The 16,106-nt window shown below is 45.3% G+C and carries 3 protein-coding genes; 2 read left to right on the top strand and 1 reads right to left on the bottom strand.

Going from position 1 to position 16,106, the window contains the following annotated elements; genetic code table 11:
* Positions 1–68 precede the first annotated feature (68 nt).
* Positions 69–12,545 (top strand): beta strand repeat-containing protein, encoded by a 12,477-nt coding sequence (locus AOQ29_RS02240; RefSeq protein ID WP_148666478.1) that lies wholly within the window; start codon positions 69–71, stop codon positions 12,543–12,545.
* Between the two features lie 467 nt (positions 12,546–13,012).
* On the opposite strand, the gene AOQ29_RS02235 is transcribed toward AOQ29_RS02240, so the two are convergent.
* Positions 13,013–13,540 (bottom strand): TetR/AcrR family transcriptional regulator, encoded by a 528-nt coding sequence (locus tag AOQ29_RS02235; protein WP_158530738.1) that lies wholly within the window; start codon positions 13,538–13,540, stop codon positions 13,013–13,015.
* Between the two features lie 109 nt (positions 13,541–13,649).
* On the opposite strand from AOQ29_RS02235, the gene AOQ29_RS02230 reads away from it, so the two are divergent.
* A complete protein-coding gene (locus tag AOQ29_RS02230; protein ID WP_061992922.1) occupies positions 13,650–15,926 on the top strand; it encodes an MMPL family transporter in 2,277 nt (758 codons plus the stop codon).
* Positions 15,927–16,106 lie beyond the last annotated feature (180 nt).

Genomic DNA, 16,106 nt, shown 5'->3' with positions numbered 1-16,106 from the left:
AGCTAGGTCTAAATATTTACTTCAACTTTTGGGGTACAGGTCATGCGTGGGATTCGTCAATTTTTTCATTGGGAAATAACGCGACGATTACCATCACTGGTGCCAAATTAAGTGCCTATTCTATGGGTAACAAGCAAGCGAGTGATGCAAATCCAGCTGGCAATACCTCAGCCGGTGGAACCATGGTCATTAACTCGAATACCACCACTTTGACCAATCTGGATGGCTCGACGAACAGTGTATCGACTGGAAATCTTCGTGAAATTTTGGGTGATAACCGTCAAGGTAACGGGCAAGTCCAAATCCAGTATGTCAATGGAGCTGGAACTGTGATTAAGACGGGAAGTATTGATGTTTCAAACTTCCCAACTTACTACCCAGGAACAACTGGTTCAATTGTTAACCAGGCATCGGTTTACTCACAAATGCCAGCTAACTTTAGCTGGGCCATCGGTTCGGAAATTCCAGCCAGTAAGTCCCAACCGACAACTTTTATGGTGCCAGTGGCTGGTCAAACTAACGTTTATACAGTTTATGTTTATGGGAAACCAGAAGCAGTTCAGTACCAGTATGTTGATGAAAATACAGGTAAGGTTTTGTCTGGTCAATTAGCCGGACAAAGCGGAACAGAACCCGCCAATGGGACAGTTACGGCCAACTTTGGAAATGTCATTGATTGGACTAATAAGTACTACATTCAAACAAACGTTCCATCTGGCTATTCTTACGATGCCAACAATAAGCAGCAACCAAAGCAGGTCACGGTTACTGACGGCACCCAGGTCATTACCATCTATGTTCAAGGTAATCAACAAAACATTACTCCTAGCTATCAAAGTGACAAGGGTGTTACTCTTAACCCAACGCAAACCACAACCATTTCAGGTCGGACGGGTCAGACTCTGTCATCATTACCACAGCCTTCAGTTGATGGCTTTAGTATTTATCAAACCATGGTTAATGGTCAGGTAGTTGATCCAACTCAGCCTTATACTATTGGTCTGAATAACACGATTACTTTCCTTTACCAGAGCAATGCTGACCGAACGGCTACTTTGATTAAGGGAATTTATGCTGAAGAAACGAAGCAACAGGGTGTTATTGATGCTGATCCAACCTTAAATGCTGCTGCACGACAAAGTGAGTATACTTCATTAGCAAAGGCTCGTACGACTGCCATTAACGCTTTAAATGCCATATCAGGTAATAATTTAAATACGGTTTACGCTCAACAAATTGCCTTAATTGATGCGGTTCACACCTCTAATCCTTCAGTTGCCAGCCAGAAGGCCAGCTTGTTGGCTGATTTGCAAACAACTGCCAATAATACCGATGCCGCAATTAATGCTGATACATCCTTAACGGATGCCACAAAGGCTAGTCAAAAAGCTGCGGTAGCAACTGACTTGACGAATGGTCAAAATGCAATCAATAATGCAACATTGATTGATGATATTTATTCAGCCCATGATAAGGCTAGCGCAGCTATTACAGCTGAACACCAGGCCGGTGAATCAGTTGGTGGTCAACAGGCGGATGCTAAGGGTCAAATTAGCGGGTCTGCCGGATCCGCTCATAATGCGATTAATGGTGACAATACGCTAACAGCTGCCGACAAAGCGCGTGAAAATGCAGCAGTTGACGCAGCCAATAGCCAAGCGAATACTGATATTACGAACGCGACGACAGCTCAGCAGATTGCCGACGCTGTTACGAAGGGATTAAAAGCAATCAATGCTGCCCATATAGCAGGACCTGCTATTTCGACCCAACAGTCCACCGCAACAGCAAAAGTTGCACAGGCTGCTTCTGCTGCTATTGGCACAATCACCGCTGACTCGACATTAACTGATGATCAGAAGGCTCAACAGAGTAAGGCTGTCTTTAATTATGCTAGTCCCGCTGAATCAACAATTAATAATTCACAGGATGCCCAAACGATTGCGGATACCGCCAATGCTGCCATTGATAAAATTGATGGTGTTCACCAACCGGGCCAGTCATTAACTAACCAGGAAGCTCAAGCTCAAAGTGATTTGACGGCTTATGCTACAAAAATCAAGGGCGATATTGATGCCGATTCTTTGTTGACCGATGCCCAAAAGACCCACGATAAGGCCGGTGTTGATAGTGCTGCTGCTACTGGAGCAACATCAATTATCAATAATGCCTCAACGGCCCAAGGAATTGCCGCCAATTTGGCATCTGCTGAAGCTGCTGTCCTAAACCAGCACGAAATTATGCCAGCCTTGACTGCGCAACAAAGTTCGGCTAACCAAGACCTTGCCACTGAGGAAAGCAAGGTTGTTGCGGCCATCAATGCCGATGTTAATTTGACATCTGATCAAAAGCAACAACAAGTCACTAATGCTGGAACGGCTCTGTCTAAGGCACAAGCAGCTGTTAATGCTGCCACGAATGCCCAGGGCATTGTCGATGCGCAAACTGCTGGTAAGACTAACATCGATGGCCAACACCAAGTACCACAAACCCTAGCTGATCGAAAGGCTGCTAAGGTTGGTGAACTGCAACAACGGGCTAGTGCCGATAGTAGTTCGATTACGGGTGACAATGATTTGACCCAGGCTGCCCAAAAGACTGCAACGGACCAGATTACCAAAGATTTGGCAGCGGCCATTGCCAATGTTAATGCCGCCAACGATGCAGATGATGTCGATAGTGCTGCCCAAAACGGTGAGACAACCATGGATGGGGATGTGACGACTGCTAAGCAGGGCGTTACCCCACTGGCAACACAACAAGCTAACGCTATTCAAGAATTACAAAAGCGGGCTTCTGACAACAAGAACGCGATTACTCAGGATAATGATTTAACTGGTGCTCAACAGTCAGCTGCTACCAGTCAAATTGATACAGATTTGGCCACGGCGGTTGCCAATGTTAAGAATGCTGGAAATGCTGATGCAGTTATCAAAGCTCAAGGAGACGGTGATAAAACCTTAGATGGGGATGTCACGACTGCCAAGAGTGGTATTTCGCCTTTGGCTGACCAAAAAACAACTGCGAAAGCTACCTTGGCTTCGAACGCCCAAAATATCAAGAATGCCATCGATAATGATCCAACAATTGCGTCGGCTGACAAGGTAACTGATAAGGCCAACGTTGATACCGACTTGGCTGCTGCTCAAAAGAATGTTGATAATGCTACCAATGCCGATGGTGTTAGCCTTGCGGTTACCAATGGTAACCAGAAAATGAACGCTGATCACCCAACGACGCAGACTTTGGACCAACAAAAGGCTGCTGCCAAGGCTGCTTTGCAACAAACAGCCACGGACACCAAGAATGCCATCAATGCTGATCCAACTTTGACCCAAAAGACTCAACAGGCCTATGACGCTTTGGTCGATTCTGACTTATCAACTGCTCAAGGCAATGTTGATAATGCGAAGGATGCTGATGACATTGCCAATGCCCGCAATAACGGTCAAAATGCGATTAAAGCGGAGCATAAGAATGGTGAGGCTTTGGACAGTCAAAAGGCTGATGCTAAGGCTGTTTTGCAGCAAAAGGCTACGGATACCAAGGCTGCCATCGATGGGGATGTTAATTTGCTCAAGGCAACTCAACAGACCTATGATGCGGCGGTTGATGCAGACTTAGCTGCAGCTAATACGAATATTGGTAATGCCACGACTGCTGACCAAATTAATACCGCCCGTGATAACGGAACGGGTGCGATTGCAGCCGAACACAAGGCTGGTACACCGTTAAGTCAACAAGTCAGTGCCGCTAAGCAGACTTTGGCCAACCTGGCACAAAGTGTTAAGAACGATATTAGCAATGACAAGACATTGACCAGTGGTGCGAAGGCTTCTCAGTCAAGTACGGTTGATAGTTATATTACCCAGGCGGGCTATGCTTTGGATAAAATTGTACAAAGCGGTAATGCCGATGATGTTGTTAACACGGTTAATAGCTACTCGACTTCAATTAGGAATACTCACCAAGCAGCAGATTTGACTCAAGAAAAAGCGGCTGCCAAGAGTGCCTTGGAACAAAAGGCTAGTGATATTAACCAATCAATCACCAATGATTCTGGTTTGACGAGTGCCGCACAATCAACCGATAAGACGAATGTTCAAACTGCGTTGAGTAATGCTGAAAAGAATGTTGATAATGCCACAGATGCCGATACCATTGATTCGGTCCGCGATGCCGGGTTGACAGCAATTGGTCAGCAATACACAGCTGCTACCCCACTTGCTACCCAGCAGAGTACAGCCATTGGCAACTTGGAAAAAACTGCCAGCGACAATACTAATACCATTAACCAGAATAATAACTTATTCAAGGCCGACCAAAGTGCTGCGACAAAGCAGATTGCCGCTGATTTGGCCAGTGCCAAGGCAGCCGTTACTGCTGCTACCAACGCTGACGGGGTCAATAGTGCCGTCAGCACTTGGACTGCAACATTGAATCAAGATGCGTCAAGTCTTTTGGATAGTCAAACACCGTTGCAGACACGCAAAGACACCGAAGTGAAAGCCTTACAGACGACCGCAACGACCAACAAGGGCACCATTACTGCTGACAACAACTTATTGCATGCTGACCAAAAGACAGCTACCGATAAGATTGATGCTGATTTGGCGACTGCTATTGCTAATGTGAATGCGGCTAATGATGCTGATGACGTCACATCTGCCGCCCAAGCTGGCCAAACTCAGTTGAACACTGATGTAACAAATGCTCAGGCAAATGAAACCCCATTGGCAACACGTCAAGCCAATGCGGTTGCAGCTTTGCAGAAAAAGGCTTCAGATGATACAGCTGCTATCACTGGTGATAACAATTTGTTGAAGTCTGACCAAAAGAAAGCAACCGATCAGATTGCGACTGATTTGGCAACGGCCATCTCCAACGTCAATAATGCTAAAAATGCCGATGATGTTGATGCGGCCAACCAAGCTGGTCAAACTCAGTTGGATACTGATGTGAAGAATGCCAAGGCAAACGAAACACCATTGGCAACGCGCCAAGCCAACGCTGTCGCCGAATTGAAGCAAAAGGCATCAGATAATACGAATGCCATCACCTCTGACAACAATTTGTTGCAGGCTGATCAAAAGACGGCAACCGATAAGATTGCGGCCGATTTGCAAGCAGCAGAAAATGCCGTTAATGGAGCGGGCAACGCTGATGATGTTGATGCTGCCGCTCAAACTGGTCAAAACCAGTTGGACGCTGATGTGACGAATGCCAAGTCCAATGAAATACCATTGGCTACGCAAAAGACAAATGCTGTTAATGCCTTGCAACAAGCAGCAAACAACGTTAATGATAAAATCAATGCCAATACCGATTTGACGAGTGTGCAAAAGACTGCAGCTTTAGACCAAGTCCAAAAAGATTTAACGAATGGAACCAACGCTGTCAATGCAGGAACCAACGCTGATATTGTTGCTAATGCTTTGAAAGCGGGTCAAGGCTCACTGGCTATTGATTTGACTAATGCTCAGTCATTAGGAACTCAAAAGACAGCGGCTATCAAGACGTTGACCCAGAATGCTAGTGACGCTACTTCAAGTCTGAATAACGATAATGATTTGACCGGTGATCAAAAGGCCGCTGCTGCCAAGCAAATTGCACAAGATTTAAGTGATGCTACCGATAAAATTAACGATGCGACAACAACTGATTCAATCAATACAGCTTTGACGAACGGCCAAAATCAGATCTCAAAAGACGAAGCTGCTGCTAAGCAGGTTACGCCACTGGCTACCCAAAAGAGTACTGCTAATGGTCAATTGTCTGATGCTGCTCAGGCTGCTAATGGTCGTATTGATGCTGATCCTGATTTGACTTCTGATCAAAAGACTGCCGGTAAGAAGGCGGTTAATGATGCCATGACGGCCGCTCAAGCAAAAGTTACTGCAGAAACGAATGCCGATGGTGTTAATGGTGCTCAAAGTGATGGGGACACAGCTATCAAAACGGCTGAAACCAATGCTGAAAACGTCACACCTTTGGCAACGCAAAAGGCAACGGCCAAGACGAACTTGGCTAGTGCTGCTAAAGATGCTTCTGATAGTATTGATCAAGATCCTGATTTGACGACCGATCAGGGGGCTGCCGCTAAGAAGACGATAGCCACGGATTTGACCAATGCCCAAACTGCAGTGGACAATGCTACGGATGCGGATGGTGTGAATAATGCCTATACAGCTGGAACGGGCCAAATTACAACAGACGAAGCTGCCGCTAAGAAGGTGACACCATTAGCCGATCAAAAGGCGAATGCTAATAAGAAGTTACAGACAGCTGAACAAAATGCGATTGAAGGGATTACTAACAATCCTGATTTGACCGGTGACCAACAAAATCTTGGAGTAGCAGCAATTAAAATGGCTTCGAGTGGCGCTCAGAAAGCTGTTACTGCAGCGACGAATGCCGATGGCGTTAATGGAGCTCAAAGTGATGGTGCGACAGCTATCACGACGGCTGAAAACAATGCTAAAAAAGTTACACCTTTGGCAACGCAAAAGACAACGGCTAAGACCAACTTAGCTAGTGCTGCTAAGGACGCTTCTGATAGTATTGATCAAGATAATGATTTGACGACTGACCAGAAGGCTGCTGCTAAGAAGACGATTGCCACGGATTTGACCAACGCTCAAACCGCAGTGGATAATGCGACAAATGCGGATGGTGTGAATAATGCCTATACAGCTGGAACGGGCCAGATAACAACAGACGAAGCTTCCGCTAAGAAGGTGACACCATTAGGCACGCAACAGACGAATGCTAAAACGGAATTGTCTAATGCTGCTCAGGCTGCTAGTGATCGAATTGATAAGGATAATGATTTAACAACTGATCAAAAGGCTGCTGGCAAGAAGGCAGTTAATGATGCCATGACTGCCGCTCAAGCCAAAGTGACTGCAGCAACGAATGCCGATGGTGTTAATGGTGCTCAAAGTGATGGGGACACAGCTATCCAAACGGCTGAAACCAATGCTGAAAAAGCCATACCTTTGGCAACGCAAAAGACAACAGCTAAGACGAACTTAGCTAGTGCTGCGCAAACTGCTTCAGACAGCATCGATCAAGATAACGATTTGACGACTGACCAGAAGGCTGCCGCTAAGAAGACCATCGCTACGGATTTGACCAATGCTCAAAGCACAGTGGACAATGCTACGGATGCGGATGGTGTGAATAATGCCTATACAGCGGGAACGGGCCAAATTACAAAAGACGAAGCTGCCGCTAAGAATGTCACGCCATTAGACACGCAAAAGTCTAAAGCTAATGACCAATTGGCTAGTGATGCTGAAACTGCTAATGGTCAAATTGATGCCGACTCGAATTTGACTGCTGATCAAAAAGCGGCCGGTAAGAAGGCGGTTAATGATGCCATGACAGCCGCTCAAGCCAAAGTGACCGCAGCGACGAATGCCGATGGGGTCAATAGTGCTCAAAGTGATGGGGCCACAGCGATTACAACGGCTGAAACTAATGCTGAAAATGTTTCATCTTTGACTACGCAAAAGACTGCCGCAACGACTGACTTGTCGAATAAGGCCCAGGCTGCTAAGGATGCGATTAATAACAACCCAGCCTTAACCAGTGACCAAAAGAAATCATACAGTGATCAGGTTGATGCGGATTTGTCCAAGGCAACCTCTGCTGTCAATAACGCTACGGATGCCGATGATGTCAATAAGGCTAATAGTGCTGGTGATGCTGTTATTGCTGGTGATGCTAACTCTGCTACATCTGCCGCAACAGCTAATCCACTGTCAGCGCAAAAGACTGCTGCAACGACTGACTTGTCAAACAAGGCTCAGGCTGCTAAGGATGCTATCAATGGTAATGCCGCTTTGACGGGTGACCAAAAGAAGGCCGCTAGTGACAAGGTGGATGCCGATTTGTCAAAGGCTACCGATAACGTGAACAACGCCACCGATGCCGATGACGTCAATAAGGCCAACAGTGAGGGTGATACCGCCATTGCTGGTGACGCCAATGCCGCAGCTGCTCAAGCAACCGCCAATCCATTGTCAGCGCAAAAGACTGCAGCTACAAATGATTTGGATAAAGATGCTCAGACGGCTAAGGATGCTATCAATGGCAACCCAGCCTTAACGAGTGACCAAAAGAAGTCATACAGTGACAAGGTCGATGCCGATTTGTCAAAGGCCACGGATGCCGTGAATAACGCTACCGATGCCGATGCTGTCAACAATGCCAACAGTGCTGGCGCCACAGCAATTTCTGGTGACGATAGTGCCGCCGCGGCCCAAGCAACATCGAACCCATTACCAGCCCAAAAGACTGCCGCAACCACTGACTTGTCGAACAAGGCTCAGGCTGCTAAGGATGCGATTAACAACAATCCAGCCTTAACTAGTGACCAAAAGAAGGCTGCTAGTGACAAGGTCGATGCTGATTTGTCAAAGGCCACCGATAACGTGAACAACGCGACAGATGCCGATGACGTCAACAAGGCTAATAGCGATGGTGATGCCGCCATTGCTGGTGATGCCAATGCCGCTTCATCAGCTGCAACGTCGAACCCACTGTCAGCCCAAAAGACCGCTGCAACGACGGACTTGGGTAACAAGGCTCAGGCTGCTAAGGATGCGATTAACAACAATCCAGCCTTAACTAGTGACCAAAAGAAGGCTGCTAGTGACAAGGTCGATGCTGATTTGTCAAAGGCCACTGATAACGTGAACAACGCGACAGATGCCGATGACGTCAACAAGGCCAACAGTGATGGTGATGCCGCCATTGCCGGTGATGCCAATGCCGCTTCATCAGCTGCAACGTCGAACCCACTGTCAGCCCAAAAGACCGCTGCAACGACGGACTTGGGTAACAAGGCTCAGGATGCCAAAAATGCGATTAATGGCAACGCTGCTTTGACCAGTGATCAAAAGAAGTCATACAGTGACAAGGTCGATGCTGATTTGTCAAAGGCTACCGATAACGTGAACAACGCGACCGATGCCGATGATGTCAACAAGGCCAACAGTGAAGGTGATGCCGCTATTGCCAGTGATGCTAATGCTGCCACTGCTCAAGCAACATCGAACCCATTGCCAGCCCAAAAGACTGCTGCAACGACGGACTTGTCGAATAAGGCTCAGGCTGCTAAGGATGCGATTAACAACAACCCAGCCTTAACTAGCGACCAAAAGAAGTCATACAGTAATCAGGTTGATGCTGATTTGTCAAAGGCCACCGATAACGTGAACAACGCGACAGATGCCGATGACGTCAACAAGGCTAATAGCGATGGTGATGCCGCCATGAACAATGACACGAAGGTAGCAACAGATGCAGCAACATCGAACCCATTACCAGCCCAAAAGACTGCTGCAACGACTGACTTGTCGAACAAGGCTAAGGCTGCTAAGGATGCGATTAACAACAATCCAGCCTTAACTAGTGACCAAAAGAAGGCTGCTAGTGACAAGGTTGATGCTGATTTGTCAAAGGCTACCGATAACGTGAACAACGCTACCGATGCCGATGATGTGAACAAGGCTAATAGTGATGGCGATGCCGCCATTGCTGGTGATGCCAATGCCGCTGCTGCACAAGCAACTGGTAATCCATTACCTGCGCAAAAGACGACGGCAACCAGCAATTTGAATCAAGCGGCTCAGAATGCTAAGACTGCGATTAACAACAACCCAGCTTTGACAAGTGGTGAAAAGAAGGCCGCTACTGACCAAGTTGATAAGGATTTGGCAGCGGCTCAGGCAGCTGTCGAAGCCGCAACAGATGCTGATGGTGTGAACAAGGCTGTTAGTGATGGAGAAAACCAAATTGCTAATGATGCGCAGAATGCAGCTAATATTGCGACAAATGATTCATTGCCTAACCAAAGGTCAACTGCTACGACAGAGTTGGATAATAAAGCCAATGCCGCCAAGGATGCCATTAACAATAATCCAGCTTTGACTGGTGACCAAAAGAAGGCTGCCACTGGCCAAATTGATAAAGATTTGGCTGCAGCTAAGGCAGCTGTTAATGCGGCGACCGATGCCGACGATATTAACAGTCGTCAGAGTGCTGGTGATAGTGCAATCGACAACGACGCTAAGTCAGCATCAGATGCGGCAGCAGCAAATCCATTACCTGCCCAAAAGCAGACAGCCAGCGATGGCTTGGACAAGAAAGCTCAAGCTGCCAAGGATGCCATTAACAACAACCCAGCATTGACCGGTGATCAAAAGAAGGCTGCCACCGACCAAATCGATAAAGACTTGGCTGATGCAACCAACGCCATTAATAATGCTAGTGATGCTGATGGTGTCAACAAGGCTATTAGTGCTGGTGATAATGCAATCGATAACGATGCTAAGTCAGCAGCGGATGCTGCAACGGCCAACCCATTGCCAGCGCAAAAGACAGCCGCAACGACTAATTTGAACCAAAAAGCTCAAGATGCCAAGGATGCGATTAATAACAATCCGGCCTTGACCGGTGATCAGAAGAAGGCTGCCACCGACCAAATCGATAAAGACTTGGCTGATGCAACCAACGCGGTTAATAATGCGAGTGATGCGGATGGTGTTAATAAGGCCAATAGTGATGGTGATGCCGCAATTGATAAGGACTCACAGTCTGCAACAAATGCTGCAACATCGAACCCATTGCCAGGCCAAAAGACTGATGCGACAAATAGCCTGAACAAAAAGGCCCAAGATGACAAAGATGCTATCAACCGTAACCCAGCCTTGACGGGTGACCAGAAGAATGCCGCTATCAACAAGATTAATAGCGACTTAGCTAAGGCCACGGATGCTGTTAATAATGCGAGTGATGCGGATGGTGTCAATAAGGCTCTGAATGATGGTAATGCGGCGCTCGATGTTGATTTTAATACACCAACAAATGCTGCTACTCCATTGTCAACCCAGAAGCAAAATGCCACGAACAGCTTGAAACAGAAGGCCCAGTCAGATAAGGATGCCATTAATGGCAACTCTGCTTTGACCAGCGACCAGAAGAAGGCTGCGACTGACAAGATTGATGGCGACTTAGCTTCTGCAACCAATGCTATCAATACTGCATCAAATGCGGATGGCGTGAATAAGGCGCTGAGTGATGGTAATGCAGCTCTTGATAGCGATTTGAACACACCTCAAAATGCTGCTAGTCCATTGCCAGCCCAGAAATCAACAGCTACGAACAACTTGAACCAAAAGGCTCAAGCTGCTAAGGATGCCATTAACAATAATCCTGCTTTGACAGGTGACCAGAAGAAGGCCGCTACCGACAAGATTGATAATGACTTAGCTGCAGCAACAGATGCGGTTAACAACGCCACGAATGCCGATGGTGTCAATCAGGCCATTAGCGATGGTAATAACGCCATCGATAATGATTCGAAGGCAGCGACTGACCAAGTTAGTCCATTGCCAGCCCAAAGGCAGGCAGCAACCGATGCCTTGAACCGTAAGGCTCAAGACGAAAGGAATGCTATCGATGCCGATAAGGATTTGACAAGTGATGAGAAGAAAGCGGCTCATGACCAGGTTGACCGAGATTTGGCTGCTGCACAATCTGCAGTTAATACTGCCGGCGATGCCGACGGTGTTAATAAGGCGCTAAATGACGGAAATGCCAACCTTGATCGTGACTTGAATAGCGCTCAAGATGGTGAAAAGCCATTGCCTACCCAGCGGCAAAGTGCAGTTAATGACTTGCGGCAAAAGGCTCAGACGGTTAAGGATGCAATTAGTGTTGATAATGATTTGACGACTGCGCAAAAGCAGGCAGCTAGCGACCAGGTCGATAAGGACTTGACCGCTGCTGAAAATGCAGTTGGTGCAGCGACGGATGCTGATAGCATTAACCGTGCTATTAGTGATGGCGATGCCCAATTAGATCGTGACCAGCATACGGGAACACCATTAGCTGAACAAAAGGCGAGTGTAACCGAAACGATCCAAGGCCGCGTTGATGATTTGATTGCCGCAATGAAGACTGTCGTGGATGCTGATCCAACTCAACTGCAAAATCGGATTAATGAGTTGAATAACTTAATGACTCGTTTGAACCAAGATCTATCAGCGGCAACGAATGCTGATGAAGTTCAAGAAATCTTGGCAAGGTGCAATGCCATTGTTGATGGGGATTACCAACCATTTATGATTTTCTCACTAATCACAAGGACCACTGCGCCAGCAGAAGCACCAGAACCACAAACGAGAATTGCCATTAAAGCAGCTGAGCCAACAGTGTCAAATTCTCTTAGTGCCAACCTGCCATTGCCAACCACAGGTGGTGACCAAGACACGACAGTTGCTCCTTACCGAAACGTTGAGAAGAATGAGCTTCCAGATGAATTCAAAGAACTCCCTGAACAAGGAAGCAAGAGTATCTTGGATGGCTTCAAGCTTGACTACGAGAACGCCTTTAAGAAGTTAACTAAGGGTGGTCGAGACCTCTATACTTTGGTATTCAGTGTTCTCTCAGTTGCCTCAATTTGGCCAATTACTAAGACTTCATACTTTGCAGCTCTTAAGAAGAAGATGAGAAGGAGGAATATTCGTAAGTAATCATTGGTGGTAAGCCACGGTGATGAAAATTAAAGCAAGGGAACAGACTCAGTCTGTTCCCTTGTTTTTTATTCGACTGGAAGTAAGTCAAACAATGACTTTGGGCCTTGTTTATGCAATAAAAGGACTAGTTAAACGACAAATGTATTTTAATATCAATCTTTTATGGATTTAAACAACAAATGTATTTCGACAATAAACTAGAAGACTTCTAAATAAACAAAAATAGGTAATTGATATATTTATTGAAATATATTAGAATGAAAGTATTGATTGTAATGTTATTGGTTTATTTAAGGTGGGTGAGTACTATGGATGAGGATGATGAGAGTAGGAAGAAGTCAACGGTCATATTTAGAATTGTTTTGATAATCATGATTATCGTAATGTTTAAAATTGGACCGTCTCTGATAAATTTAATCCAAAATAGCTAGTAAAAAAGCCTTTCACGCTGACGTGAAAGGCTTTTATTTTTCATCTGGAAACTGTTTGTCGCGCATAATTTGATCGAAGAGAGCATAGCCGGATTTAAAAGTGTAAGGTTTTTCCAAATTATGGTTCCACAGTCGGATAACGTACATATTTCCTAATTTCCACAGGATATTCTTGTTATCGGTTAAATGATTTAATATCAAAAAAATTGAATTATCGAATAAATCTTGAAACCCTGGATCAGATAATTGAAAGTCTAAAATGGCAATCGATTCTTCTAATTGTAGCTTGGCAAGTGATTGGAAAGGGTGGTCTTCGAATTCATGCCAGTCCATATGCTTGAACAGATCATTAAATGAAGTTTCGAGCATAAATTCAACTAATTGGTACTTATCTTCGAAATGTCGATAGAAGGTTGTCCGATTGATTTCCGCGGCAGTACAAATTTGCTTAACGGATATTTTTGAAAAGGGAATTGTTTCCATTAAGGTGCCGGCAGTTATTAGAATGTGATGATGCATCAAATCAAATGTTTTATTGGCCATAATTGAAAAGTGTAACAAATCTCCTATAGTGTTTCAGTTAGAAACAGTATACCAGTTTTAACTCTTTCAAAGTTCATTTTAAAATACTACAATATAATCATTATTTAATATTAAAGGAGAAGCAATCATGCTCAAACGTTTAGGCGAATGGATTTATGTTAATAAATTCAAAACCTTCTTTGCATGGGTGGTGGTTATTGCTGCGATTGCCTTTGGGGCTGTGGGAATGGGTTCTCATTACACAACCAACCTAACAATCAGTGGTATTCCATCAACTGACATTCAAAGTACTTTGGAAAAGGAATTCCATCAAAACCCTAACAGTGGGACGATGAAGGCCGTTATTCAAAACAAGAAGGATAATGGTGTTAACTCAGACGCTGTTAAGGCTGATGTGAATGCTGCTATTGATAAGGTCCAAAAGAAGTATGGATCAGATATTAAGTCAATTGCTAATCCATATACAACTGGAACAATTAGTTCCGACAAGACAACGACCTATGTTGATATTACCTTTAAGAAGGATTCATCAGCGGTTTCTCGCGATGCCATTGATGGTGTTAAAGATATCTTCAACAACAATGTGAAGACTTCAAGCACTAAGGTTGCTTATACTGGATCAGTTCAGGTACAGCCAAAGGACGTCGGCGGTTCTTCTGAATTAATTGGAATTGCCATTGCCTTTGTTCTATTGTTAGTTCTCTTCCGTTCATTTGTAACGGCGGGAATGCCAATTATCTCAGCCTTGATTGGTTTGGGAACTGGTGTGATGTTAATTACCATCGGAACTAACTTCTTAACTTTGGCTAGTGTTAGTGAAACCTTGGCCGTGATGTTGTCATTGGCCGTTGGAATCGATTACTCACTCTTCATTTTGAACCGTTACCGGACCGACTTGGCCGACACCAATGGTGACCGTCAAAAGGCCTTGGGACTAGCTCTTTCTGAAGCCGGTAGTTCAGTTATCTTTGCCGGTGTGACAGTTATTATTGCTGTCTGTGGTTTGGCCTTTGCTGGTATCGAATTCGTGACAACAATGGGATTTGCTGCCGCTGCTGCCGTGGCTGTGGCCGTTTTCTCAGCTTTGACTTTCTTGCCAGCCCTAATTGCCATGTTGGCCAAGTTTGTTAAGCCAAATACGAAGACGGTTGACCATATGGCCAACCATCCTTCAAAGTTCACAAAGTTCTTGACTGGTCACCCATGGTTGGTTTCAATTTTCTCTGTTATCGTTTTGTTAGGGGTGGCTTTGCCAGCAACTAACATGCGTTTGGGAATGCCATATGATGGATCATTGCCAGACAACCGAACAGAACGTCAAGCTTATGACATGATTTCAGATAAGTTTGGTGAAGGGGTTAACGCACCGCTTGTTGCAGTCGTTAAGCTCGATACTGATAAGGGTCAGGCTACAAATGAAGCCAACTTGCTTAAAATTGCCGGTCATATCGCTGATATGAAGGGTGTTAAAGCAATGTCACCGTTGACTGTTGACCAGCAAAAGGCCGCAACTTTGCAGGCTCAGTTGACGCAAGCAGCACAACAAAAGGCCATGGCAGCTGCTCAAGCCACTGGTCAAGCACCAACGCAAGCTCAACAAGACCAGGTTGCCGCTCAAATTAAAGCGACAATCATGGCTCAGGCAACTAAACCTTACATGATTAGTGCCGATGGTAAGTATGCCATGATGGTTGTGATCCCAACTAAGGGATCAGAAGCTCAGTTAACAACTGACTTGGCTAACAACATTAAGGACTACTCTGATACAACGAAGTCGAAGTATGATGCAAAGATTACTTTGACAGGAGTTAACGCCGTTAACTTGGACATCACTAAGAAGTTGAACAACGCCACACCAATCTTTGCCTTTACGATTATTGCTTTGGCTTTCCTACTATTAATGGCAGTTTTCCGTTCATTCATCGTACCTGCTGTTGCCATGGTTGGATTTGGTCTGTCATTGTTAGCTTCATTTGGCTTTACCACTGCCGTTATCCAAGAAGGATTCATGAAGGGACTCTTCGGTGTTTCAAAGGGAGCACCATTGATTTCATTCTTGCCAATCATCGTAACGGCTTTGGTCTTCGGTTTGGCGATGGACTATGAAGTCTTTATGGTCTCTCGTGCTCGCGAAGAATACAAGAAGACCGGGGATAACGACCGTGCCGTAACTGTTGCTATGCAAAGTTCAGGACCAATCGTTGTGACTGCTGCCTTAATCATGATGGCTGTCTTTGGTTCATTTGCCTTGAACTCAGACCCAACGATTAAGTCATTAGGTTTGGCACTAGCCTTTGGTATCTTCTTCGATGCCTTTATCATCCGTTTGCTCTTTGTTCCAGCAATGCTCAAGATTTTTGGTAAGTGGAACTGGGTTTTCCCTGGTAATAATAAGAAGAAGTAATTCATTCTTTCTGCTAAAAATTAGATAAGTGCTCAAAAGGCCAGCCTCTTCGGAGGCTGGTTTTTTATTGTTCTGGGATAGGATAAGTAAGTGCATCAGTGAGATAAAGTTGAATTGTTCTTAAATTCGTTTTAAAGTTCGGATAAATCAACGACAGTAATCTTGGTGATATGTGAACAT

Origin of the sequence: Fructobacillus ficulneus (assembly GCF_001047075.2) — a bacterium.
Classification (GTDB): Bacteria; Bacillota; Bacilli; order Lactobacillales; family Lactobacillaceae; genus Fructobacillus; species Fructobacillus ficulneus.
Note: the sequence above shows the minus strand (reverse complement) of the source record. Positions and strands in the feature narration are given on the sequence as shown.

What these genes read in the sequence shown, in the direction of transcription:
- AOQ29_RS02230 (WP_061992922.1), top strand. Translation starts at nt 13,650, where the DNA reads ATGCTCAAACGTTTAGGCGAATGGATTTATGTTAATAAATTCAAAACC.